Source organism: Paenibacillus sp. FSL R10-2778 (genome assembly GCF_038593035.1).
Taxonomy (GTDB): domain Bacteria; phylum Bacillota; class Bacilli; order Paenibacillales; family Paenibacillaceae; genus Paenibacillus_AQ; species Paenibacillus_AQ odorifer.
The window spans coordinates 93,049-118,509 of record NZ_CP151956.1 but is presented as its reverse complement, the minus strand read 5'-3'; the positions used below and the strand labels follow the sequence as shown (position 1 = coordinate 118,509).

Below are 25,461 nucleotides of genomic sequence, written 5' to 3'. Positions count from 1 at the left end.
TAAAAAAGCTTCGACGCTCCTATTTCCGGAGGTCGAAGCTTTTTTTATATCGGATAACCCTTCTGGAGGCTCCTATACTATTCAGTCAGTGCAGCTTTAAGCTCATCTGAGGATGCATTCCACCATGCTTCATTATGAGAGATCAGAAGGGATTTGAGCGCCGACTTCTCAATGGCTCCAAGCCCTGCCACATCGATCTTGCGTTTAAGAGCTGCATCCAGCTTATTGACATGCTCGGCAAGAATTTTCCATCCGCGGCGCGCTTCTGTATCAATCCACATTTCACAGGCTGTGATTCCACCATAAAATTGAGCTTCCAATGTACGGTCTACCGCTACCCATACCACCCAAACCTGTCTTCCATTCGGTACATCTTCACGATTCATGGAAAATTTAATTCCTTTTTCCACCTTGCTCTTGGCATGCATGGCACCGATATCAATAACCGCCACATCACCATCAATAATGACAGGTGAAACGTTGTTGAGATCTATAGAGCCTGCTCCAAAGCCTTTATGTTTACTTTTAGCGTTCACAATATTTAAGGCAATCTGTTTCTTGCCCTCCGGTTGTATGTTGTCCACGAGTGCACACCCTTCCTCTTACGAATAATTTAATTTTAGCTAATAATGCGGCGATTGCAAACATATACATCCCGTAGATGCTTGTCACGGGAGGAATCACACTATGAAGTCACTGTCATTAAAGTACATCATCTTTGCGACCCTGGCCATCCTCGCGCTGCTGGGAGGAGGAATATGGGCCTTTTCAGGAGATAGCTCAACAGCTTCTGTTACTAGCTTTGCTTCAAAAGAGGCCAAGTCCTCCAGCGGCACAGCGCCTGCAGCCGTACCACAGCAGGTATTGCCTGAGAGCGCACCCGTCCCGGCAGAGGAGGCTTTAAGCCAGCGGGTAGTCGAGTATCACATTGATGTCCAGCTTGTTCCTGACACAGAAACCTTAAAAGCTTCTGAGACAGTAACCTGGACACACCCCGGAGTAAAGCCAGTAAGTGATTTATATTTTCACATGTATCCAAATGCATTTGCCTCATCAGATACCACCTTTATGAAGGAATCCGGGGGGACGCTCAGAGGCGACAGCATGCCTGAGAACGGCTTCGGAAATATGACGCTGACCGATCTGCGCACGACAGAAGGAACTTCGCTAATGCAAAGAGTGCAATATGTCCAACCTGATGACGGCAATATCAACGATAAGACACTCCTAAAGGTACATCTTCCTCAGCCTGTTAATGGTGGGGAAAGTGTAACACTTAAGCTTCAGTATGAAGTCCAGCTGCCCAAAATCTTTGCTCGCATGGGTGCTTCAGGTAACTTCGTTATGGCTGGGCAATGGTTTCCTAAGCTTAGTGTATACGAGCCTAAGGGCACGCGCGGAGTTAAAGAAGAAGGCTGGGACCTGCATCAGTATCACGGAACTTCTGAGTTTTACAGTGATTTTGGCATCTTTAATGTAACGATTTCCGTTCCTTCCAACTATACGGTGGCAGCGACCGGATTTCCTGTAAAAAATGCCAAGCTCAAACAAGATCAGAAAATATATCAGTTCTACGCCGATGATGTCCACGATTTCGCTTGGGCTGCATCCCCTGATTTTACAGTAGCAGAGGAAGCTTTCTCTACGCCGGAGGTGCCTGGAGTGCGAATTAAGGTGTATCTCGACCCTCTGCACAAAGACTTACAAGAGCGTTACCTTCAAGCTGCCAAGGCTGCCCTGACCTACTTCAGCAAATGGTATGGCCCTTATCCCTACTCTACGCTGTCTATTATCGTCCCACCTAAGGAGGGAAACGGCGCGGGAGGAATGGAATATCCTACCCTTATTACAGCCTTTGGGGCCGCGGATTCTTCTCCAGATACCTCACTTGAAAGAACCGTCATTCATGAGATCGGCCATCAATACTTCTACGGTATGGTAGCCAGCAATGAATTCGAGGAGGCTTGGCTGGATGAAAGCTTTACTTCCTATGCCGAAGACAGACTTATGGAACAAGAATACGGTATCAAGTCTAATTTGCCTTTACAGGCCAGCCTGGTAACTATACCTGAGCCGTTAAATCTGGAAACGTGGAAATATGCAGGGGCGGATTCCTATAGCCGAAATGTTTATATCCGCGGCAAGCTTGTACTTAAAGATATCGAACGCCAGGTAGGTACCAAAGCAATGAACAACATCATGTCCTCCTACGCTCGTAAGTTCCGTTTCCAGCATCCCGCTACGGCAGATTTTCAGAAAGTGGTTGAGAAGGTAACCAAAAAATCATGGCAGGCATATTTCGATGATTACATTTATGGCGATGGGGCGCCTGACTTCTCAGTAGATACGATTACTTTTAAAAAAAATAACAGCGGCGATGCTCAAAGCTACGAATCATTAGTGAAGATTTCAAATAAAGGGAGCCATTACGTTGATGTTCCCGTGAAATTCACATTCGCCGACAGCTCTTCGGTGCAGCGGGTCTGGAACGGTGAAGGAGCAGAGACTACGTTTCAATTGTTAAGCGATAAGCCTCTTCTCTCTGCTGAGATTGACCCTGAGCATTCCATCTTATTGGAGAGCAAACATTTAAACAACTTTAGGCTGGCGGAAATAGAGCACAAGACGCTCTCTCGCTGGACGTTAAGTGTAACTAAACTACTTGAAACCGTGCTCGGAACTCTTGTCTGGTGAGGTGAATGATTGTGAGAACATCGATAACCCGCGGCTGGCAAAGCATGAAGGAGCAATTTTATATTTTAATTCTGCTCTTCATCTACCGACTGCTCTGGGGCTACTTTATGTATGGTTTCATCCGATCTGCTATTATTCCAATTCTACTGCGCTATCCAGATAAAGACGCCGGCGGCAGCGGTATGGGCAGACTGTTGTATTATATCGAGGGACAGTTCAGCTTGAATACTGACCCTGCGATACGCACTTGGTTATGGATGCTTCTAGGACTTGTTGTCTTGCGACTTCTGCTTTCTCCTTTCATAAGGGCAGGATTGCTGCATGAGCTCCACCAGGAGCGAAGGGGCGAGCGCGGACTGTTCTTTTTCCCCGGCATGAAGATCTATGGACTACCTGTCTTAGTCTTTAGCCTAATCGAATGGGTTCTGACCCTGCTGCCGCTTTACTGGCTTGCTCCAAAAATGTACGGGCTGTTCTTATCCTCTTTGTTTAACTACACTTTGTTACTTCATTTAGTACCATACGTATTGGCATGGCTTATATATATTTTTATCGTGCGCCTGTTTCTTCTATATATGCAGTTTGGTTACACCGGCGGTACAGGAATGTTCTCCTCACTGTTCATCTGCTTGCGGTCACTGATTCCTGCTATAGGTGTTTCCATTGTACTTGGTGCGGGAGGCTTGCTCTTACTGCTAGTGTGCGGACTGACGGGTCTGTTCTGTCCCGGCCTGCCGGCACTTATAATACGGCAAATCTCACCACTACCTTCTACGCTCTTAAAAATGTGGGGAATCTCTGCACAATATCATCTATGGTGTAGCAAAGCATTTCCACAATAAATTAACCTTATTTGACATAATAAAAAGGTCCCAATTCCTGTATTCAGGAGCTGGGACTTTTTCTCATTACGGATAACTGAAGAGTATTTGCAAAATCATAAAAGCTCTGTTACAATAAGTCCTGTGCTATTAGTAACAATTTTGTAATCAATTGAAACGATTCCTACATAACTAAATGTATTTATCGTAAGTGTAACTGTCGAAACGTCATTCTCTTGGTGCTTAACACGCCTAATTCCTTTGCACCGGGAAGTGGGGGAACCATATTTTGGGTGAATTGATCTCGCTTTACAGGGATCATAGGGAATCTTCTACCGAACCCTTAAGCTAACCTCGCAGGCCTTGGAAGGAGTACATCTTTTGAAAAGACATAATTTAAGAAAAAAATGCGTCGCTGCGGCGCTAGGACTTGTAATGGCATTATCTATTGGTGGAGGAAGCGCCTTTGCCGACTCTAAGATGGACACTGTAATCTCAAAGACTATTGGAGTTGCCTATAAAACCGGAGGTACAAGCACTGCCGGATTTGATTGCTCTGGATTTACAAAATATGTATTCAAGAATGTAGGTCTTACTTTACCTCGTACATCAAAAGCTCAATATAGCGTTGGAACTGCTGTATCCAAAAGCAATCTGCGTTCTGGTGATCTAGTGTTCTTTAACACACTTGGCAATGGAGTATCCCATGTCGGCATTTATGTTGGAAACGGAAAATTCGCACAATCGTCCTCTTCGCGTGGAGTAACCATCACTTCACTCAGTCAGGCCTACTGGGCCAATCGTTATGTTGGCGCTAAAAGAGTAATGAGTACTTCAGCTTATCAAGCTGTAGCCTTCGATTGAAACCTTCCTCACAACTATAACCTCATAATTACAACTATATGAACCTGAATCTGATTATGCCCGTAATCAAATTCGGGTTTTTCTTTTTTCCATAATATATTTTTACACTATTAGAGCCCAATTGAAACACGTTTATTTGATAAAAATTGCAATTATATTAAAAATTAGGTCATTATTAACGCTTACATATGCCTTTCTACCGTAAAAATGCCAATTTTTCTGCATTAATATGTTAAAAACGATTGCCAAGCGGCTTTCTGTTTGTTACAATTAGCGCAGTGAGATTTTAGTAACATTTTTGTAATCATTAAGTTGTTATTTACAAAGGTTTTGTCATGTATTGATTACAAGCTAATCCTAATCAACAGTATGAGCCGAGTTTCCTAACTATTAGGAAAACGGGGGAACCAACTTTGGGTGAATTGACCTCCATTATATAGAGGGGTCATAGGGGACCTTCAACCGAACCCTTAAGCTAACCTCGTAGGCATTTGGAAGGGGTATACACTTTTGAAGAAGAAGTTAGCAGCAGCAGTACTAAGCTTTTCCATCATCCTCACCATCGGAGCAGGAAGCGCTTTCGCAGATTCCAAAATGGATAAAGTGATTGACAAGGCCATCGGTACTAAATACGTATCCGGCGGTATATCCACTAACGGATTTGATTGCTCCGGATTTACAATGTATGTGTTTGATAAGATTGGCATTAACCTTCCACACCAATCAGGTTCCCAATATCAAATGGGCACAGCAATCTCCCGTGATGATATAAGAGCCGGAGATCTTGTATTCTTCAATACAAGTGGCAAAGGTGTCTCCCATGTCGGCATTTATGTCGGTGAAGGTAAGTTCGCACACGCTTCTACCTCACGCGGTGTTACCATTAGCTCTCTGAGTGATAGCTACTACGTGAAACGCTACGTTGGTGCCAAGCGCATTATGAGCACAGATGCTTACAAATCGGTTGCTGCTGAATCGGAAGACAATGATGATGTGCAATAAATAACGTACATAGGCTCTTTTCCAAGGTAATTCTTGGAGGAGAGCTTGTTTTTTTGTCTTATTACTTATTTACCCCTCTCATAATTTGTAAAACATTCCCCTCATATAAATTTTCTGAGTCGAACCTCCCCCATTTTGTATATAATTAGTAATATAGCAATGTCCTCGTGAAAGGAGATCGTTGACCTTATGATAAATCCCTCGGTAACTTTTCATGTAGTTCCTATGGAGGCAATTCACGGAGAAGCTATTTGTAAGTGGAGCTATACGCCTCCATATAATATTTATGGCTGGATGCCGTGGGAGCAGATGCAGGCCCTTGGCATCGAGTTTGGCGATCCGCAGCTCCGGGAGGAACAATATATCTCCATATTAAATGAACATGAGGTTTTATGCGGATTCGCACAGTTGTTCCCTATGGAAGGAGTCGTCCGTTTAGGGGTTGGGATGCGCCCCGATCTATGCGGCCATGGTTTAGGCAAACTATTCGTGGATGCCATCGTCCAGACAGCCTTGAATCGTTATCCTGATCGTGAGATAGATCTCGAAGTCCTGACCTGGAACCAACGCGCCATTCGAACTTATCAAAAATGTGGATTTACGATTACAGATACGTATGAACGCCGCACACCTACAGGAGACAAACCTTTTTATTGCATGGTCTATGACAAATGATATTAAATACCAGAAATTTCATAAGAATGATTGTATTCTCGTTCATTTTTTTGTCACAAACCCTATGATAACGCTTCACCATAAGCTATAATGTAGGGAGCAGCTTACATAGAAGGGACGAATTGGGATGCAGAAATGGATCATGAGCGGTTTGTTTTTTGCCGCCTGTGCCTTTGCGGTAGTACTCATGTTTACACTTCCGGGTAAAGAAGAGGTAGCGGAAGAAAATAAGCCCACGATGCCGGTAGTTCAACTGGACGCAGCAAAGGCAGAAGCAACCGTGAAAGCCAGCTGTATCACCTGTCACGGCGATCAGCTTCAAGGTGGAGTTGGACCAAGTCTTCAGAATGAAGGCGGCCAGCATGACGCTGAGGAAATCTACAGCATCGTCACCAAAGGACGTGGTCAAATGCCTTCCTTTAAGGAGAAGCTAGCCCCTGAAGAGATCGCCAACGTCGCACTCTGGCTCTCAGAGAAAAAGTAACCCATCAAGCAACTAAAAACGCCCGTGTATGAGATAGGTGACTATCTATGCACGGGCGTTTATTTTATGATTTTGGCTAAACTAATGATTTTTTTCAAAGGCTTCATTAAATTCATGCGCCGCTCGAAGATCTAGAGCCGTAATCCCATCTTCTTCATTAGATTCAAGTCGCAGGGTAACTGTTTTATAATCAATCGTAATATGTGGATGATGATCGAAGGCTTCTGAAATCGTGGCTACTTCATCAACGAACGCAATGCCCTTCATATATTGGCTGAACATATATTTTCGCACCATAACATTATTATCCAGCTTCCAGCCCTCCAGCTTGGTGATCTCCTCACGCAGTTCCTCTTCCGTAAATAACAATTCGTTTCCTCCCTTACAAAAAATTGCAGTAAAGTGCGCAGTTCCCTTTACTTGACTTAGGCGTTAAACAAAACATCCCTTAGCTTCTGAGGTCCAAGGGATGTGCCAGGATAAAGGCGATATTTTCGATTTAATGTATTCACAAATCCCAGCGATTATAACTCGGCTTTATCAATTTTAACACGGGCTACTAACTACGGGCAAATTACGTCCAGACGTCTCCTCTGCCTAAATCAAAACTACTGAAGCCAAATCCTCTTCGCCAACTAAAATATTAATGCGGTGCGTGTCCTTATCGTAAATAATTACGCCGCTCCCCACTTCAATCATAGGTTCATTACCCAGCGCGAAGAAAAGATCCTCAGCCAATGCTTCCCATACCTCCAGCTTTGATTCTTGGGGTAGTTCCTGCCACTCGTCCGGATCCATCTCAAAAAATAAATATCCATCGGAAATTCGTCCGACGGCTTCGGTCAAATCTGTTAGAATTTCACCGTAATCTCTACCATGCTTTACACCCACGTATATCACTCCGTTTTCTTCACAGATGAATAATTACTTACCTTATCCATTATAGCCGAAAAAATGACTTCACAAAAAACCGAATGATGTCGATAAATAAGAATATACGTTAATTCGGTTTCGCACAGAGTGCCCTGCCGCTGTTTCAAGGATGATATACGCGGCATTGTCGGAACACATCTTAAATCTCACGGACGAGGTGCAAAATGGAAATTTCAACAATAATTGGTTTAATTTTTGGTTTGGTTGCTGTAATCTGGGGCATGATCCTCAAGCACGCTCCACTTCATGCTTTGGCCACACCTGCTGCTTACGTTATTATCTTGGTGGGTACGGCAGCGTCTATTTTCATGGCCTTTCCTTTCAACGAGGTCAAAAAGATTCCAAGTCTGTTCAAAATGATTTTTATCAAAAAGAAATTAATCAGTAAACCCGAATTAATCACTATGTTCATGGAATGGGCTTCTATCACACGGCGTGAAGGTCTGTTGGCTCTAGAATCAAAGGTCGATGAAATAGAAGATAACTTCCTCAGGAATGGCATGCGGATGATCATTGATGGAAATGATCAGGATTTTGTCCGTGATGTCCTCATGGAGGATATCCACGCCACAGAGGATAGACATAAAGCAGGAGCGCTCATTTTCTCACAGGCAGGTATGTATGCTCCTACCCTTGGGGTGCTCGGGGCGGTTATCGGCCTCATCGCCGCTCTGGCTGATATGAGTGATATGAACAAATTGGCTGCGGCAATCGGGGCTGCCTTCATCGCCACTTTGCTTGGTATCTTTACAGGTTACGTATTATGGCATCCTATTGCTAATAAGCTGAAACGTCTCTCCAAACAAGAAATCGAAGTTCGAATGATGATGGTCGAAGGTCTTTTGTCCATACAGTCCGGTGTATCTACTATTGCCATCAATCAGAAGCTTGCTGTATTCCTAACACCTTCGCAACGCGTTAAGTTAAATGAGAAGGACGGTGGATCAGGTGAGCAAAAAGACTAGACACGAAGAGCATGAAGAACATGCCGATGAATCGTGGCTGTTACCTTATTCCGACCTCATGACTCTTCTGGTGGCTCTGTTCATCGTTATGTATTCTATGAGCGCAACGGATGCCAAGAAATTTGAAGAGATGAGTCAAGCCTTCAGTTCCGCACTTAATGGCGGTACAGGTATTCTTGAAGAGCGGGCAGCAATGCCTAGTAAGACTCAAGAAGATCTGGGCAAAAATGATAAGATGGGTAGCTCTACCTCCAAGAAAGCTGAAGAAGCAGAAATGGCAAAGCTACGACAAAAGGAACAAGAGGATTTAGAGAAGCTTAAGAAACAATTCGATCAATATATTAAGAGCAACGGCCTAACTGATCTGCTCAGTACGAAGCTTAATCAATCTCAGCTAATGATTACGATCAGTGATAACGCATTGTTCGCCTCTGGCCAAGCCATTGTTAAGGATGATTCGCGGCAATTAGCTAAATCCATCTCAACGATGCTGCAGCAATTCCCGGATTATGATGTAGTAGTGCAAGGGCACACCGACGATATTCCGATTTCCAATAGCAACTATTCATCCAACTGGGATCTGAGTGCGGATCGGGCACTTCAGTTCATGAAGATTTTGCTGCAGAACACAAATCTAAATCCGCGCAAATTTAGTGCGATTGGATACGGCGAATATCATCCTATTTCGGATAATGACACAGCTACCGGCCGAAGCAAGAATCGCCGGGTAGAGGTTTCCATCATTCGCAAATATCAAGAATCCAAAGAGTTCACAGGGATTGTTCCCTCTGCTGAATAAGTGATTTCGTAAGGTAATAAAAAGAGCTGTCCAAAGGTCTTAGACCCCGGACAGCTCTTTTTTTGTTGCGAGTACTACATTCTATATGGACCTGTAACATTGTAATAACATTCCTACAGTAACTCGTAGTTCAGCGTAGCTCCAAGCTCTTTCTTCTCATCAGCAGACAGCTCCCGCCATTCTCCCGTTTGCAATGCCCCCAGGCGAATATTCATAATCCGAATGCGTTGCAGCTTTCGCACCTCATAGCCAAAAGCGCTGCACATACGACGAATCTGGCGATTTTTGCCCTCTGTCAAAATAATACGGAAGACACGCTCCGTAATACGCGTGACCTCACAGGGCAGCGTCTTCTCACCTAATATTTTCACACCGCTCGACATGCCGGTAATAAATGAAGGCGTAATGGGTCTGTCCACGGTAACCACATATTCTTTTTCATGCCGGCCTTCCGCCCGCAAAATTTTATTAACGATATCACCATCATTAGTAAGCAAGATTAATCCTTCCGAATCCTTATCGAGACGACCAATCGGGAATATACGCTCATGATGACCTACAAAATCGACAATATTCCCCTTGATATGCTGTTCTGTGGTTGATGTAATCCCAACCGGCTTGTTTAGAGCAATGTAGACCGTCTGGCTTGAGGTTTCAAGCGCTATACCATCTATTCGCACATCATCGCCCGGAACAGCCTGACTGCCCAGCACAGCAGGCTCTCCGTTGATCGTAACTCTGCCGGCATCCACAAGCTTGTCTGCTTCTCGGCGTGAACAGTATCCTGTCTCACTGATGAATTTATTAATTCTCACGTTGTTCTTCACTCCGTTCATCCTTAATGTTAAGCCAAGGTGTAACCCCTCCAGCTGCAGGCAGCTTAATCATAACGGTTGTCCCCCGGCCAACTTCACTTTGTATTTCCAAATGACCCTTATGAGCCTGAATAATACGCTGGCTAATCATTAACCCAAGACCAGTCCCCGATTCCTTATTCGTGAAGAACGGTTCACCCAGCTTAGGCAGCACGTCCTCTGGAATCCCTTCACCCTGATCTTTGATTACAATAAAGACGCAATCCACAGAGTTCCACAGTTCCATTGAAATGACGCCACCCTCAGGCATAGCCTCAATTGCATTTTTAACAATATTAATAAATACCTGCTTCAGCTGGTTCTCTTCACAATGTACAGTAGCAGGTTGTTCAGAGAATTTCGTACTAAATTGAATATCATGTAGATGAGCCTGACTGTCCAATAGAGAAACTACATCACCTAATATGTAGCGAAGATCTTTCTCCTGAAAATGAACGGCTTGCGGCTTAGCCAAGATTAAAAATTCACTGACGATAAGATTAATCCGCTCCAGCTCGGATAACATCAGCTCTACATGAAGCGGAACCAAGAGCTCCTTCTCCTGTTGAAGCTGTAGAAATCCTTTTAACGTGGTAAGAGGGTTACGAATCTCATGAGCTACTCCTGCGGCTAATTGGCCGACTGTAGTTAGTTTCTCAGAGCGTCTAAGCAGCTCCTCCATTCGATTGCGTTCCGTCATATCACGAGAAACGTGAATAAAGGAATGGGGATAACCCTCTTCATCTCGAATTATCGAGGTACTAACGCTAACTTCAACTAATGATCCGTCCCGTTTAAGTCTCACTGTCTCGATCGGCGGCAGAACTGCACCATTTCTTAACGCGTCAAGCCGCTCTTCCTCTTGCTTAAGCGCTGTTGCGGGTACAAGATATGGCATATTGCCTATCACTTCTGTTGCACTCCATCCGTACAGCTCCTCAAAGGCTCTGTTAGTGCTAGTGATTCGTCCCTCCATATCCAACGTATGAATCGCATCCGACGTACCGTTAATTACGGATTCCAAATGCTCCTTAACCGCCCGGTTCTCTTCCAGCGTCTGCTTAAGACGATTGGTGCGTTGCATAAGATGAGAAGTCATAGCGTTAATCCGCAAGGCTAATTGACCTAGCTCATCACGAGAGGTTACGCTTAATGGAGGTTCGAACTTACCTCGCGCTACATCATTGACTTTAGCAAGTATAGCCTGAATTGGACGGGTAACAAAACCTGAAAGTATGTAACTACATAGCAAAAATAATGCCAGCAACAACAGAGACGTAGTCAAATAATTAGTTAATTGTTCATGAACTACGGATGAAATCACAGAGTAATCCAAAACTACACCGATTACATAAGGTTCCATTTTAGCAGTCTGGATAGGAATGAAGCTTTTGAGTACTCTTTTTCCATGTACTCTCGTCTCCAGTGTAACTGGCTTCTGCTTCTGCTGAGCTAATAGAATGGCCGCTTTATCTTGCTCCACATTACCATAAGTATAGGTACCGAACTTAATTGGGCGGTTGCCAAGTTTCTTTTTAAATGCATCGCTTCCGTCACCCGCCATACTCGCTAAACCAAATGTTGTTGGATTAAATCCTGTAAGCTCTAAAATCCCAGGATTAACTTCTTTGGTTCGTTCTACAATTTGATCGGGATTGGTGATTTTGACATATTCACTAGCCGCAGTATTGAGAATAACAGGATTTATGATGTAGTTGCTCTCTTCATCATGATAATAACCCCACTTCTCAATGAAATCGGGATTGTAGGTTGAATATTCAAATGGGCCTGACCAAAAATGATCCAATGCCTGACCTTGTCCCACAGTGACTTCCTGATTATCAAATAACTCCAAAAGGGCAAGGTACCAGTACCCCCAACCTTGAGTGGACATTCCAATATCAATAGGATTTGATGCCTTTGTCACCACGATATCATTATCAGTCTTTACCAGAATTGAAATATTAGACACGCCCAACTTGGAAGTTAGGGCCTTAAGTTGAGCATTGGTTATATTCTTATAATCCGGACCCAATTCCTTAGAGGCAAAGATGGCAGCCATTCTTAAGTTATGCGCAATTTGATATTCTACATAGTTAGAGCTATAGTTACTTTGTTCTACAGAAACAGCCATTTGCATAGCGGTGATCTGCATATTATTTGCGTTTTCATTTCTTAGATTATTCTGAGCGGCATAAAGGTTAAATGTCAGGTTTAATGCTAAAATTAGCAGTACCGCTCCAAAAATAATAGCAGATAGTTTTGTCTTTATGGACAAACTGTTATTCACCTCTTATCCACTGGTAAATCCTTGCGGAGCCTATAATAAACATCATACCTTTTGCCCCCTCATTTGAAAAGGACATTTAAAACAAGCCTATTAATTCACGAAATATTGAAATTCAAAAGGTGTTTCTCTACAATATATAAGAAACCATCCACATCTTATGCACATATAAACAAATTATTAAAGTCCGATGTGTACAAAAATGTGTATAAGTAGGCTGTTATCCACAGAGTTATGCACATTTTGTTAAGAACGAATATTTGTTCGTTGTACAATGGTTACAGAAGAAGGGAAGATGATCTTGAATATTAAAGCCGATGAATCGCCAGAAGATATACAAGCGGTTCATGAATATTGGATGAGGCAGGCGATCGCAGAAGCACGTAAAGCTGAGGCATTAGGTGAGGTTCCTATTGGCGCTGTCATTGTTCGACATGGTGAAATTATAGGACGTGGATACAATTTACGAGAAACGACAATGGATTCGACAGCCCATGCAGAGATGGTAGCCATTCGCGAGGCCAGCAATGTCCTGAATTCTTGGCGTCTGCTGGATTGCCAGCTGTACGTCACCCTAGAACCTTGTCCGATGTGTGCAGGAGCAATAGTGCAGTCCAGAGTGCCTCTCACGGTATATGGAACGCCTGACCCTAAAGCTGGATGTGCCGGGACCCTCATGAACTTGCTTGAAGAGCCGCGATTTAATCATAGAACTGAGGTAATACAGGATGTTTTACAAGAAGAATGTGCAGATCTACTCACCTCCTTCTTTCGCCGTTTACGTAAAAAGCCAATTAAACAAAAGGAGGACTCCTAAATGACCCTTACTCTATATCATACCTCTCAAGGGATCTATATTTCTCCACTTGAGCTTAAGGATGCACAGCGCCTGCTGGAGCTTCGTTTAAATAACCGGGTAACCCACGAACCGTTTGAGCCAAAACGTGATGAGCACTTCTTTACCCTGGAGAGTCAGCAACAGATCATCAATCAGCGTATTGAGGACGCCCTACAGGACAGAGCTTATATGTTCGGCATTTATCTGCTGGATGGACAGCTAATCGGTCAGATCACATTGTCCAACGTCTCACGAGGTGTAGCACAATATGCTGATTTAGGATATTTAATGGATCATCGGATGCAAGGACAAGGTTATATGACAGCAGCGGTCGGATTAGTCCTTGGCTATGCTTTCCGAGCCTTAGGTCTACATAGAGTTCAGGCAGCTATTTTATTGCATAATGAAGCTTCCCGAAGAGTCCTGGAGAAGAGTGGGTTTAAACCTGAAGGGGTTGCCCGTCAGTATCTTAAAATAAATGGACAGTGGCAGGATCACCAAACCTACGCAATCTTAACTGAAGATGTGCTGACAGAGGAACAGAAATAGGATTCTGCATTGTCGCAGGAATCAGTCTACTTTTTTTCCTGAAAAAAGACCCGCATGGGCGTATAATATACGCCTCATGCGGGTCTTTATCTTGCGAACTGGGATTAATAAGTTCCCAAACCACCGAATTCTTCTCCAAGTTGATCCATTGTAATTACATCATCACCTTGAGGGATACCAATCTTGAATACCGGCTTTTCGTTGATCTTGCTGTATTGGCCCGTTCCATTTACTGAGAAGGCCACTTTTGTGCCATCTTCCGGATCATTTACTTTAACATCCATCAATAAATCCTGATACACAGCGTATCCGTCCTTATTGATCGCAGTATTATAGTGGAACTGGTTGATGGTAAGGTACTTATCAAGATCAGCTAAGCCCTTATCCAATTCAGTTCTAGCTTCACCTGATGTCAGTTCTTCTTTAGCCTTAGCTAGATCTGCATCTTTAATCTGCAGCATATCCTTGTATTCTTCCTTGCTTACGATATCAATGATTTTTGGCAGGGCATTATTCACCAAGATAGTGATTGCTTCTTTAACATTATCGTTAGTCACTTGGAACTGAACGACTTGTTTAGCTTCCACACCTTCTGGTAAATTAGCATCTTTGGGATCAATCTCGTTAAAATATTTTTCTTCGTCATATTCAGCTAGGACAGTGTCCACCACTTCATTAGACAGCTTCTGCATTTTTTGAGTATCCATCGTACTTGGGTTAAATTCTGCACCCTCCTGCTCTGCCAACGCCTTCAGATCAACCTCTACAAACTTATTGAGGATTGTCTCAGGAATCGGTACGAAAGGAATAGATGGAATCTTAACATACAACTTCTCAGCAGTCATTACCATAGGAACATTAAAGCTCATGCTCATATCGCCTTTCAGATTCAGAACCATAGTTAGTTCTGTCTGCATTGGCTCTGCTTGATATACCCCATCAATGGTAATATCAGCATTCTTAAGCATACTAAGTACCTGTGTAGTCATTGCAGCAGATTCAGCGTCAGAAGTCTCGATCGTAAGATCGTTGATCGTGAATTTACTCTTCATCTCATAAGATGACATTGTAGTCGCTTTAGTAGCGGCTGATTTTAAGGCCTCTTTTGGCGCCTCCTGTTTACTTGCACATCCCGGCAGAATTACTGCTGCTGTAAGCAGCAATGCAGCGGCCGACAAACCCCACTTTTTGTTCATTATTGTTCTCCTCTCCCATTGTAAAAGAAATCTCTCCCCCTCCTATGATAAACCATTTGTAAAAATCAAGAAACACTTCTTTAAAATTCTTAACGTTTTTATTTGTTAACCTTGTGGATTATGGTGGTCAACATGGTTCGCTTGTTTCACCTTTTTAGAACCTGAAAGTGGTTCTGGACCTGAAGGAGTATGGTCTTTTCTCCGCTCACCACTTGTTGGCTCTGCCCCAGGAACAGGGATACTTTTTGGTTTCGACATTTTCATTCCTCCTAAGGATTGGTCAAGTTCTGAAGAGCCTGAGCACATTCATGAATTTGCCGTGAGTATTGCTGTGCTAGCTGCTGTACGGCATCACTACGCTCATCAATATGGAGACCGCTCTGTTCCACATCCAACAGATCCACTGCCACTTCTCTGCTATCTACATACTTGCAGCGAAAATCCAGTGAATAGCCTTGATGACCTGCCGCATTAAAATGAATCAGCAAGCTATTGGGATCCCCATTATCCGCCAGCACACTGAAACTATCCCCATCATCCATCAACGCCGGCAAACGCTCCTGCCAGGCTGAGACAAGCTTATGCTGATCAACTTCTAATGATCTATCCATGATTATGATCATCCTCCTTCTCTAATACATTGCGGAGAAATGAAGCTTTTTATTCTCAATAGAACTAGGTCTACCAAACAAAACAAAAAACCGTCCCCCAGAGGGAACGGTTTCTATCTAATTATTCTTTAAGTTCATAAAGGAATGGCGGAGAGGATGGGATTCGAACCCATGTGGGCTTGCACCCTAACGGTTTTCAAGACCGCCCCGTTATGACCGCTTCGGTACCTCTCCAAATGCATTTAAATTTCACATGCATTAGGATTGTACCATACAATGCAAAGAAAAAGCAACTATATCTTTAAATAGTTTTTGGTTGTATCGATTTTACATTGCGCATATAAGGTTGTAGGCATTCTGGAATCAGAACACTGCCATCCTCTTGCTGATAATTCTCAAGAATTGCTGCAACCGTACGTCCAACAGCCAAAGCAGAGCCGTTCAGCGTATGAACAAATTCAGGCTTCGATTTTGGATCCTTACGGAAACGAATATTTGCCCGGCGTGCTTGGAAATCTTCTGTATTTGAGCAAGAGGAGATCTCACGGTACATCCCACTCTCAGGCAACCACACTTCCAAATCGTACGTCTTAGCCGATGTAAAGCCCATATCAGCCGTACATAACCCAAGTACACGATAAGGCAGTCCTAACAGCTGCAGCACACTTTCAGCATCTGCTGTCATTTTTTCTAATTCCTCATAAGAGGATTCAGGGGTGGTGAGCTTCACCAACTCTACCTTGTTGAATTGATGCTGGCGAATCAAACCGCGAGTATCACGGCCCGCCGAGCCCGCCTCAGAACGGAAACAAGAGCTGTAAGCTACATGGTATTTAGGCAGGTCAGCTGCCGTCAAAATCTCTTCACGATAGTAGTTCGTTACCGGTACTTCAGCTGTAGGAATCAAATAGTATTCGGTATCCCGTAGCTTGAACAGATCCTCTTCGAATTTAGGCAGTTGTCCTGTACCATACAAGCTGTCTTTGTTTACAATGTAAGGCGGCAGCATTTCCTCATAGTTATGCTCACCACTGTGAAGATCCATCATAAAGTTAATCAGCGCCCGTTCTAGACGTGCTCCGAGTCCTTTATAGAAAACAAACCGGGATCCTGTAACCTTTGCTGCAGCTTCAAAATCAATAATATCAAGCTGCTGCGCAAGCTCCCAATGTGATTTCGGAGTGAATCCGAACTCTTTAGGCTCCGACCAACGGCGTAATTCAACGTTATCATCCTCGGATTTCCCTACTGGAACTGAATCATGAGGAATATTAGGGATATTCATAGTAAGATCAGCAATCTGTGCTTCCAGTTCACGTACTTCATCATCAAGCTCTTTAATTCGGTCAGATACTGTACGCATTTCTGTAATTAGATCATCTGCTGGCTCGCCGTTCTTTTTCTTTTTTGCTACTTCACCTGAAACTGTATTACGACGGTTCTTAAGACCTTCGGTTTCTTGCAGTAATTCACGTCGACGCAAATCAAGTTGTGGAAAATCAGCAATTAAGTCCAGTGATTTGCCCCGTTTTTCTAAAGCCTCTTCCACTCTTGCGTAATCACTACGTAGTATTTTTACATCTAACACAAAGTTTCCCTCCTGAAAACAGCCTAAACTCTTTCAAAATGCTGATTACAGCTTTGAAAGAGTCAGGATGTTCTTTATATGCGATTTTGTTGTTGGACTTCCCTATTCGCCTCTACCATATCGGCAAAATATTGGTGCAGTCTGAAATCATCGGTCAGTTCTGGATGAAAAGAACACACCAGCAAGTTGCCTTCGCGCGCGGTTACAATCTCATCATTATAGACTGTAAGCACATCAACTCCCGGTCCTACCTCGTTGATAAGCGGTGCACGTATAAACACAGCACGAACCGGCTCATCAATGCCTTTAACCTCCAGATCACATTCAAAGCTTTCCCGTTGGCGGCCGAATGCATTCCGGGCTACGATAATATCCATCAGCTCCAAATGCCCCGGTTCACCACCGGCAATTTTTTTGGCCAGCACGATCATACCCGCACATGTGCCAAAAATAGGCTTACCCTGATCAGAAAAATCACGGATGGCTTCTATGAAGCCATATTTCCTCATTAGCTTTCCAATCGTTGTACTTTCTCCGCCGGGGATAATCAGGCCTTCAACTTCTTCTAGCTGCTCCACACGCTTGATAGGCACGCCTTCTGCACCGGTCTTCTCTATACTAACAATATGCTCCGTAACAGCGCCTTGCAGCGCCAATACTCCTATCTTCATCCTACAACCTTCTCTCTATTAACGGCCACGCTCCGACATACGTTCAGCCGGGGTGAGAGTTGCAATATCAATCCCCTTCATTGGTGCACCAAGGTTCTTGGATACTTCAGCAATCAGTTTGTAATCAGTATAGTGTGTAGTGGCTTCAACAATCGCACGCGCAAATTTCTCAGGATTGTCCGATTTAAAAATACCCGAGCCTACGAATACACCATCAGCACCCAAATGCATCATAAGAGCAGCATCGGCAGGAGTAGCTACACCCCCAGCGGCAAAGTTAACAACCGGCAGTTTTCCAAGCTCATGTACTTCGAGCAACAGCTCGTAGGAAACTCCCAGGTTCTTTGCTTCATTATATAGCTCGTCCTTGGACAAATTCGTTACTTTACGGATTTGACTGTTGATAAAGCGCATGTGACGCACGGCCTCAACAATGTTGCCTGTTCCTGGTTCACCTTTTGTACGGATCATGGATGCACCTTCGTTAATACGTCTCAGTGCTTCTCCCAGATCCTTCGCTCCACATACAAAAGGAACGGTGAACTCACGTTTATCAATATGGAATACTTCATCAGCAGGAGTAAGAACTTCACTCTCATCCAAGTAATCAACACCCAAAGATTCTAGAACTTTCGCTTCTACATAATGGCCAATACGAGCCTTAGCCATAACAGGGATACTTACCACCTTGAGAACCTCTTCTACAATTGTAGGATCGGCCATCCGTGCTACACCGCCAGCTGCACGAATGTCAGAAGGTACGCGTTCCAGAGCCATAACAGCAACTGCACCAGCAGCCTCAGCAATTTTTGCTTGTTCTGCATTCATGACGTCCATAATGACGCCGCCTTTTTGCATTTCTGCCATGCCTCTTTTAACTCGCGATGTACCTGTTTCCATGTCCTAACCCCCCGAATGATCTATCTTAATCTAACTTGTAATTTTACCCCAATGAAGGGAAATCTACAACCCATTTACTCGGATTTACTGCTGATTTCGACACCAAACTGCATTAGAACAAGTTCTTGATCCCTGAAAATAAATCACCGAAGAAATCACCAATCGCTCTAAGGAACAACTTGAACCAGCCAGCTTTCTCAGCTTCCTCTACAGTGATCAGATTAACTGTTTTCTCCTGTGCTGCTTGCATGCCTTCAGCCTTGTAGGAATAGGTAACTTTACCTACTTTAGAGGATTGAGCTATAGGAGCAACCAAAGTTGCAGGGTCATTTGTTACAACAGTTGTAGTAACTTCAGGAGAAACCGTTCCCTTAGGAACAATGAAAGAAACTCCTTCATCAGTAACTATAGAAACATCTTTATTCTTGCCTTTCAGTACCGGAACTGTTTCCGTGCCAGCAATAACAGCCTTCGGAGCTACAACCTGTTTGATTTCAAAGTTGTTAAATCCGTAGTCTAGCACTTTTTTAGTTTCTGTGAATCGATGTGCCTCCGAGTTAGCACCCATAACAACACTGATTAGACGCATTCCATCACGCACAGCAGTACCGGTAAAGCAGTTACCTGCATTTGTGGTATGGCCAGTCTTCAGTCCATCTAGACCTGGATAAGCATATGCCTTAAAGTTGGGGATACTTTTGTTAGCTTCCAGCATCCAGTTGTAGTTAATGATCGGCGCTGTATCCCGATCACGGAATTTATAAGACTGAATCGTTGTAAATTCAGTGAAGTCCGGGTGGTCTGTAACTATAAATTTAGCAAGAGTAGCTGCATCTCTAGCTGACATCACAGTCTCTTTATCAAGATCAGGACGGAATTTCTTCGGCATGTCTGCCCGATCAAGTCCAGTTGAGTTAATAAAATAGGTATTTTTCATGCCCATCTTCTGTGCAGTCTGATTCATTAGTTCTACGAATTGTTCTTCTGAACCCGATACCAATTCTGCCAAAGCAACTGTGGCATCATTCGCCGATCCTACGGCCATCGCTATGTATAGCTCTTTAACCGTATGTTCATCTCCAGCTGCCAGAAAAATTCGTGATCCGACCTGTTTGGAAGCATTCTCTTGAATGATAACTTTCTGATCCCAAGAGATGTCTCCTTTTTTCACGGCATCAGATACAAGATATTCAGTCATCATCTTGGTCATACTCGCAGGTGGGAGTGGTGTATCTGGATTTAGAGCCATAAGTACTTGGCCTGTAGTTGGTTCTATTAGAATAGCAGAACTCAATTCCAAGTTAAGAGATTCCACAGAAGGGATCTTAACTGCGTTGGTCTTGGGTGCAGTTTCAGTAGTAGTTGCGGCACCTTCAGTTGTAACCGGAGTTTTGCCCGCTTCAGCCAATGCTGGAATTACTGGGTTCATTAACATATTTAAAAGCAGACCTACAGTCGCTGTCTTAATTACAATTTGCTTACCATTAAATTTTCGTTTGTGCTTCAATGATTACGACTCTCCTTTAAATCTCATATCAATAGCTTGTTCTATTCTAACACAGGGGTACCCGCAAAAAAAGACAGACAGGACGAAATAGTCCTGTCTGTCCAAAAAATAATACGGTTAGTTCATTATACGGAATAGTTTGGCGCTTCTTTTGTAATTTGCACATCATGCGGGTGGCTCTCACGAAGTCCAGCACTTGTGATACGAATGAAAGAAGTATCGTTACGCAGTTCTTCCAATGACTTTGTACCGCAATAGCCCATACCTGAGCGCAATCCGCCGATCAATTGATGAACAGTGTCAGAAAGAGGCCCTTTAAAAGCAATACGTCCCTCAATTCCTTCAGGAACGAGCTTTTTATCATCATCTTGGAAATAACGGTCTTTACTGCCTTGTTTCATGGCACTCATACTGCCCATACCACGATATACTTTAAATTTACGGCCTTGATAAAGCTCGGATTCCCCCGGGCTTTCTTCTGTACCTGCAAACATACTTCCCATCATTACAGCATGAGCACCAGCTGCGATAGCCTTAGTGATCTCCCCAGAATACTTAATACCGCCATCAGCGATAATAGGAATTCCGTACTCGCGAGCAACTGTCGCACAATCATAAATGGCTGTAACCTGAGGTACGCCGATACCAGCGATAACGCGTGTTGTACAGATCGATCCTGGTCCAATACCTACTTTAACTACAGATGCACCAGCTTCAATAAGTTCACGGGTTGCTTCGCCTGTAGCTACGTTACCAGCAACAATCGTAAGATCAGGATACAGCTCACGAATTTGGCGAACCGCTTCAATAATATTAATGTGGTGACCATGTGCAGAATCGACGACGATCAAGTCCACACCAGCTTTTACTAATGCTGCAGTACGTTCGAAGGTGTCTTTAGAGATACCAACAGCTGCTCCAACAAGTAGACGGCCATGTGCATCTTTGGCTCCGTTAGGGAATTGAATAGCTTTTTCAATATCCTTAATGGTGATGAGGCCCTTAAGAATATTATTCTCGTCCACAAGGGGAAGCTTCTCGATCTTATGACGTTGCAGGATACCTTCTGCTTCCTGAAGGGTTGTACCCACAGCAGCTGTTACAAGATTCTCATGTGTCATAACTTCTTTAATCTGAATATTGAAATCATGAATAAAGCGTAAGTCTCTATTAGTTAGAATACCGACAAGTTTATTGTCACTGTCTACAATCGGTACTCCGGAAATGCGATATTTACCCATTAAAAGCTCTGCATCAGATACCATGTGTTCTGCCGTAAGTGAGAATGGATTCGTAATAACTCCGCTCTCGGAACGCTTCACACGATCTACTTCTTCCGCTTGCTGCTCCACAGGCATATTCTTGTGTATAATCCCGATGCCACCCTCACGAGCAATTGCAATGGCCATGGCTGCTTCTGTGACTGTGTCCATACCTGCACTCATAAGTGGAATATTCAACTTCACATTCTTACTTAGAACTGTGGTCAAATCCACTTCTTTAGGCAGTACCTCAGATTTACGCGGAACCAGCAGCACATCATCAAAAGTTAGACCTTCTTTTCCAAACTTATCTTTCCACACCTGGGTCATTCCTCCTCGGTTGTTTTAAATTATACCCGCCTACAAACTTTATGAAAGAAGAACCTTTGACTCCAGTCCATTCACGACAGACAATTCTGTACATCTGGGGGCTGAACAAGTGTAGATCTTCAATTAAGGTTTGAGATGCTTATCCAAAAATATATTATTGCCATCTTAGCAAAGGGCATTTGGACTGTCAAGAACATTACATCATCAGAGTAGGTATTCAAAAAACGGCCGCCGAGTAAGCGAATTATTGGACGTTAGTCCGTGCTGAGAGGACAATTTAGTGTGTTAAAAATTTACAGTTTGCCTCTGTTCACCTTTTAAACCACGCTTATCTCCATCTTAGTATCTCAAAATATAGCCCAATGAATTCTTTATTTACTTAACAAAAAGACCACTGTCGATTACTCAACAGTGGTCTTGCGTGCTTGGCAACGTCCTACTCTCCCAGGACCCTTCGGTCCAAGTACCATCGGCGCTGGAGGGCTTAACGGTCGTGTTCGGGATGGGTACGCGTGGAACCCCTCCGCTATCGCCACCAAACGGGCATTTACAGCGTAAATGCTCAGGCTTAATCGCCTGAAAACTGAATCCGAAACAAATCTGCATTCTACATATAGGATAAGCCCTCGACCGATTAGTATTGGTCAGCTCCATGCATTGCTGCACTTCCACCTCCAACCTATCTACCTCGTCGTCTTCAAGGGGTCTTACTAATTGGGAAATCTCATCTTGAGGGGGGCTTCACGCTTAGATGCTTTCAGCGCTTATCCCGTCCGTACGTAGCTACCCAGCCATGCTCCTGGCGGAACAACTGGTGCACCAGCGGTACGTCCATCCCGGTCCTCTCGTACTAAGGACAGCTCCTCTCAAATTTCCTGCGCCCACGACAGATAGGGACCGAACTGTCTCACGACGTTCTGAACCCAGCTCGCGTACCGCTTTAATGGGCGAACAGCCCAACCCTTGGGACCTACTTCAGCCCCAGGATGCGATGAGCCGACATCGAGGTGCCAAACCTCCCCGTCGATGTGGACTCTTGGGGGAGATAAGCCTGTTATCCCCAGGGTAGCTTTTATCCGTTGAGCGATGGCCCTTCCATGCGGTACCACCGGATCACTAAGTCCGACTTTCGTCCCTGCTCGACTTGTAGGTCTCGCAGTCAAGCTCCCTTATGCCTTTGCACTCTGCGAATGATTTCCAACCATTCTGAGGGAACCTTGGAACGCCTCCGTTACTCTTTAGGAGGCGACCGCCCCAGTCAAACTGCCCGCCTGACACGGTCCCCGTACCCGGTAAGGGTACTAGGTTAGAACCTAGATACGATCAGGGTGGTATCCCAACGGCGCCTCCACCGAAGCTTGCGCTCCGATTTCTACGGCTCCCACCTATCCTGTACAGATCGTACCCAAATTCAATATCAAGCTGCAGTAAAGCTCCATGGGGTCTTTCCGTCTTGTCGCGGGTAACCTGCATCTTCACAGGTATTAAAATTTCACCGGATCTCTCGTTGAGACAGCGCCCAAGTCGTTACGCCATTCGTGCGGGTCAGAATTTACCTGACAAGGAATTTCGCTACCTTAGGACCGTTATAGTTACGGCCGCCGTTTACTGGGGCTTCGGTTCATAGCTTCGGGTTACCCCTAACCACTCCCCTTAACCTTCCAGCACCGGGCAGGCGTCAGCCCGTATACTTCGCCTTGCGGCTTCGCACAGACCTGTGTTTTTGCTAAACAGTCGCTTGGGCCTTTTCACTGCGGCCCCCTCGTGCTATTCACACTACCGGGGCACCCCTTCTCCCGAAGTTACGGGGTCATTTTGCCGAGTTCCTTAACGAGAGTTCTTCCGCGCGCCTTAGAATTCTCTTCTCGCCTACCTGTGTCGGTTTGCGGTACGGGCACCTTCTCCTGGCTAGAGGCTTTTCTTGGCAGTGTGAGATCATGACCTTCGCTACTACAATTTTCGCTCCCCATCACAGCCCAGCCTTAATGATGTGCGGATTTGCCTACACATCAGCCTCACTGCTTAGACGGACATCCATCAGTCCGCGTCACTACCCTCCTGCGTCACCCCATCGCTCATAGCGGATTACGGTGGTACAGTAATTTCAAACTGTTGTCCTTCGACTACGCCTTTCGGCCTCGCCTTAGGTCCCGACTTACCCTGAGCGGACGAGCCTTCCTCAGGAAACCTTGGGCTTTCGGCGGATCAGATTCTCACTGATCTTTTCGTTACTCATACCGGCATTCTCACTTGTGTAGTGTCCAGCGCTCTTTTCAGTACACCTTCAACCCCTACACAACGCTCCCCTACCCCAGATGCAAAGCATCTAGCCATAGCTTCGGTGGTGTGTTTAGCCCCGTTACATTTTCGGCGCAGAGTCACTCGACCAGTGAGCTATTACGCACTCTTTCAATGGTGGCTGCTTCTAAGCCAACATCCTGGTTGTCTGTGCAACTCCACATCCTTTCCCACTTAACACACACTTGGGGACCTTAGCTGATGGTCTGGGCTGTTTCCCTTTTGACAATGGATCTTAGCACTCACTGTCTGACTCCCGGCAATAAGTATATGGCATTCGGAGTTTGACTGAGCTTGGTAATCCTTGCGGACCCCGCACCCAATCAGTGCTCTACCTCCACTACTCTTATACCGAGGCTAGCCCTAAAGCTATTTCGGGGAGAACCAGCTATCTCCGAGTTCGATTGGAATTTCTCCGCTACCCCCACCTCATCCCCGCACTTTTCAACGTACGTGGGTTCGGGCCTCCAGTGCGTGTTACCGCACCTTCACCCTGGACAGGGGTAGATCACACGGTTTCGGGTCTACGTCCACATACTCAATCGCCCTATTCAGACTCGCTTTCGCTGCGGCTCCACCTTCTCGGCTTAACCTTGCATGTTAAACGTAACTCGCCGGTTCATTCTACAAAAGGCACGCCATCACCCATTAATAGGGCTCTGACTTTTTGTAAGCACACGGTTTCAGGTTCTATTTCACTCCCCTTCCGGGGTGCTTTTCACCTTTCCCTCACGGTACTGTTTCACTATCGGTCGCCAGGTAGTATTTAGCCTTAGCAGATGGTCCTGCTGGATTCATACGGGGTTTCACGTGCCCCGCACTACTCGGGATCCGTCTCGGAGAGAATACAGTTTAGGTTACAGGGCTTTTACCTCTATCGCGGGCCTTTCCAGACCTCTTCACCTACCATATTCCTTTGTAACTCCATGTGAGACGTCCCACAACCCCTAAGAGCAAGCTCTTAGGTTTAGGCTGTTCCGCGTTCGCTCGCCGCTACTGACGGAATCACTATTGTTTTCTCTTCCTCAGGGTACTTAGATGTTTCAGTTCCCCTGGTCTGCCTCTACACACCCTATGTATTCAGGTATGAGTAACTGCGAATTACCACAGCTGGGTTTCCCCATTCGGACACCCCCGGATCAAAGCTTGCTTACAGCTCCCCGAGGCAGTTTCGTTGTTCGCCACGTCCTTCGTCGGCTCCTGGCGCCTAGGCATCCTCCGTGTGCTCTTATTAGCTTAACCTTGATTCTTCCGAAGAAAAATCTCACTAATAACATTTACTTGTTTGCACAAGTTGCTAAAAGATGTTCTAAAACGCAAATTCGTTTCGGTA

23 protein-coding genes, 1 tRNA gene, 2 rRNA genes and 2 riboswitches are annotated in these 25,461 nt (G+C 44.7%); of the genes, 10 read left to right on the top strand and 16 right to left on the bottom strand.

The window, feature by feature from the left end:
* Window positions 1-77: 77 nt before the first annotated feature.
* Entirely contained in the window at window positions 78-584 is a 507-nt protein-coding gene (locus NST40_RS00560) for a YwhD family protein (RefSeq protein WP_036679953.1), read from the bottom strand.
* 103 nt (window positions 585-687) lie between these two features.
* On the opposite strand from NST40_RS00560, the gene NST40_RS00555 reads away from it, so the two are divergent.
* From NST40_RS00555 to NST40_RS00530, 6 genes are all read left to right on the top strand, one after another.
* Window positions 688-2,694 (top strand): M1 family metallopeptidase, encoded by a 2,007-nt coding sequence (locus tag NST40_RS00555; protein ID WP_342410313.1) that lies wholly within the window; start codon window positions 688-690, stop codon window positions 2,692-2,694.
* Between the two features lie 11 nt (window positions 2,695-2,705).
* Window positions 2,706-3,536 carry a hypothetical protein gene (locus tag NST40_RS00550; RefSeq protein ID WP_076187222.1) on the top strand — a complete coding sequence of 277 codons (831 nt, stop codon included), beginning with the start codon at window positions 2,706-2,708 and terminating at the stop codon, window positions 3,534-3,536.
* 218 nt (window positions 3,537-3,754) lie between these two features.
* A riboswitch (cyclic di-AMP (ydaO/yuaA leader) is annotated at window positions 3,755-3,893 on the top strand.
* Window positions 3,894-3,950: 57 nt separating this feature from the next.
* Window positions 3,951-4,379, top strand: coding sequence for a C40 family peptidase (locus NST40_RS00545; RefSeq protein ID WP_076130394.1), 429 nt, complete (start codon window positions 3,951-3,953; stop codon window positions 4,377-4,379).
* Between the two features lie 362 nt (window positions 4,380-4,741).
* Window positions 4,742-4,884, top strand: a riboswitch (cyclic di-AMP (ydaO/yuaA leader).
* 5 nt (window positions 4,885-4,889) lie between these two features.
* Window positions 4,890-5,381 carry a C40 family peptidase gene (locus NST40_RS00540; RefSeq protein ID WP_341000893.1) on the top strand — a complete coding sequence of 164 codons (492 nt, stop codon included), beginning with the start codon at window positions 4,890-4,892 and terminating at the stop codon, window positions 5,379-5,381.
* Window positions 5,382-5,570: 189 nt separating this feature from the next.
* Complete coding sequence (locus NST40_RS00535; protein ID WP_076220343.1) at window positions 5,571-6,056, top strand: GNAT family N-acetyltransferase; 486 nt, start codon at window positions 5,571-5,573, stop codon at window positions 6,054-6,056.
* Window positions 6,057-6,183: 127 nt separating this feature from the next.
* On the top strand, window positions 6,184-6,540 hold the full coding sequence (locus NST40_RS00530; RefSeq protein ID WP_036679962.1) for a cytochrome c: 357 nt from the start codon (window positions 6,184-6,186) through the stop codon (window positions 6,538-6,540).
* Between the two features lie 81 nt (window positions 6,541-6,621).
* On the opposite strand, the gene NST40_RS00525 is transcribed toward NST40_RS00530, so the two are convergent.
* Window positions 6,622-6,909 (bottom strand): 4a-hydroxytetrahydrobiopterin dehydratase, encoded by a 288-nt coding sequence (locus NST40_RS00525; RefSeq protein WP_076130383.1) that lies wholly within the window; start codon window positions 6,907-6,909, stop codon window positions 6,622-6,624.
* A 228-nt stretch (window positions 6,910-7,137) separates the two neighbouring features.
* On the bottom strand, window positions 7,138-7,431 hold the full coding sequence (locus tag NST40_RS00520; RefSeq protein WP_036679966.1) for a hypothetical protein: 294 nt from the start codon (window positions 7,429-7,431) through the stop codon (window positions 7,138-7,140).
* Window positions 7,432-7,637: 206 nt separating this feature from the next.
* Between NST40_RS00520 and motA the strand changes: the two genes are divergently transcribed.
* Both motA and motB read left to right on the top strand, forming a co-directional pair.
* Window positions 7,638-8,438, top strand: coding sequence for a flagellar motor stator protein MotA (gene motA / locus NST40_RS00515; RefSeq protein WP_036679967.1), 801 nt, complete (start codon window positions 7,638-7,640; stop codon window positions 8,436-8,438).
* Window positions 8,422-9,237, top strand: coding sequence for a flagellar motor protein MotB (gene motB, locus NST40_RS00510; protein WP_076130384.1), 816 nt, complete (start codon window positions 8,422-8,424; stop codon window positions 9,235-9,237). The genes motA and motB overlap by 17 nt, the downstream gene beginning before the upstream one ends.
* Window positions 9,238-9,350: 113 nt before the next feature.
* Here the strand turns inward: motB and rluF are convergent, their stop codons facing one another.
* Both rluF and NST40_RS00500 read right to left on the bottom strand, forming a co-directional pair.
* Window positions 9,351-10,052, bottom strand: coding sequence for a 23S rRNA pseudouridine(2604) synthase RluF (gene rluF / locus NST40_RS00505; protein ID WP_036679985.1), 702 nt, complete (start codon window positions 10,050-10,052; stop codon window positions 9,351-9,353).
* On the bottom strand, window positions 10,042-12,369 hold the full coding sequence (locus NST40_RS00500; RefSeq protein WP_076277999.1) for a sensor histidine kinase: 2,328 nt from the start codon (window positions 12,367-12,369) through the stop codon (window positions 10,042-10,044). Before NST40_RS00500 ends, rluF begins: the two co-directional genes overlap by 11 nt.
* Window positions 12,370-12,679: 310 nt before the next feature.
* Between NST40_RS00500 and tadA the strand changes: the two genes are divergently transcribed.
* Both tadA and NST40_RS00490 read left to right on the top strand, forming a co-directional pair.
* The gene (tadA, locus tag NST40_RS00495; protein WP_342410312.1) at window positions 12,680-13,195 is read left to right on the top strand and encodes a tRNA adenosine(34) deaminase TadA; all 516 of its coding nucleotides are present in this window, start codon (window positions 12,680-12,682) and stop codon (window positions 13,193-13,195) included.
* Window positions 13,196-13,765: a GNAT family protein gene (locus tag NST40_RS00490; protein WP_076277997.1), complete on the top strand. Its 570-nt coding sequence runs from the start codon at window positions 13,196-13,198 to the stop codon at window positions 13,763-13,765.
* A gap of 104 nt (window positions 13,766-13,869) precedes the next feature.
* On the opposite strand, the gene NST40_RS00485 is transcribed toward NST40_RS00490, so the two are convergent.
* The 11 genes from NST40_RS00485 to NST40_RS00435 all read right to left on the bottom strand — a co-directional run bounded on the left by NST40_RS00485 (window position 13,870) and on the right by NST40_RS00435 (window position 25,370).
* Complete coding sequence (locus NST40_RS00485) at window positions 13,870-14,961, bottom strand: hypothetical protein (RefSeq protein ID WP_076130388.1); 1,092 nt, start codon at window positions 14,959-14,961, stop codon at window positions 13,870-13,872.
* 105 nt (window positions 14,962-15,066) lie between these two features.
* On the bottom strand, window positions 15,067-15,219 hold the full coding sequence (locus NST40_RS00480; RefSeq protein WP_076138623.1) for a small acid-soluble spore protein P: 153 nt from the start codon (window positions 15,217-15,219) through the stop codon (window positions 15,067-15,069).
* A gap of 11 nt (window positions 15,220-15,230) precedes the next feature.
* Window positions 15,231-15,572, bottom strand: a complete 342-nt coding sequence (locus NST40_RS00475) for a hypothetical protein (RefSeq protein ID WP_036679977.1) — start codon at window positions 15,570-15,572, stop codon at window positions 15,231-15,233.
* Window positions 15,573-15,717: 145 nt separating this feature from the next.
* A tRNA-Ser gene (locus tag NST40_RS00470) sits at window positions 15,718-15,806 on the bottom strand.
* Between the two features lie 67 nt (window positions 15,807-15,873).
* Entirely contained in the window at window positions 15,874-17,160 is a 1,287-nt protein-coding gene (gene serS, locus NST40_RS00465) for a serine--tRNA ligase (RefSeq protein WP_038568043.1), read from the bottom strand.
* A gap of 74 nt (window positions 17,161-17,234) precedes the next feature.
* Window positions 17,235-17,831, bottom strand: coding sequence for a pyridoxal 5'-phosphate synthase glutaminase subunit PdxT (pdxT, locus tag NST40_RS00460; RefSeq protein ID WP_076220098.1), 597 nt, complete (start codon window positions 17,829-17,831; stop codon window positions 17,235-17,237).
* A gap of 18 nt (window positions 17,832-17,849) precedes the next feature.
* Window positions 17,850-18,731, bottom strand: a complete 882-nt coding sequence (gene pdxS / locus NST40_RS00455; protein ID WP_076148021.1) for a pyridoxal 5'-phosphate synthase lyase subunit PdxS — start codon at window positions 18,729-18,731, stop codon at window positions 17,850-17,852.
* 112 nt (window positions 18,732-18,843) lie between these two features.
* Window positions 18,844-20,238, bottom strand: coding sequence for a D-alanyl-D-alanine carboxypeptidase family protein (locus NST40_RS00450; RefSeq protein ID WP_036679981.1), 1,395 nt, complete (start codon window positions 20,236-20,238; stop codon window positions 18,844-18,846).
* Window positions 20,239-20,363: 125 nt separating this feature from the next.
* Entirely contained in the window at window positions 20,364-21,821 is a 1,458-nt protein-coding gene (gene guaB, locus NST40_RS00445; RefSeq protein WP_036679982.1) for an IMP dehydrogenase, read from the bottom strand.
* A 432-nt stretch (window positions 21,822-22,253) separates the two neighbouring features.
* Window positions 22,254-22,370, bottom strand: a 5S ribosomal RNA gene (gene rrf / locus NST40_RS00440).
* A 74-nt stretch (window positions 22,371-22,444) separates the two neighbouring features.
* Window positions 22,445-25,370: ribosomal RNA gene (locus NST40_RS00435) — 23S ribosomal RNA — on the bottom strand.
* Between the last annotated feature and the right edge of the window lie 91 nt (window positions 25,371-25,461).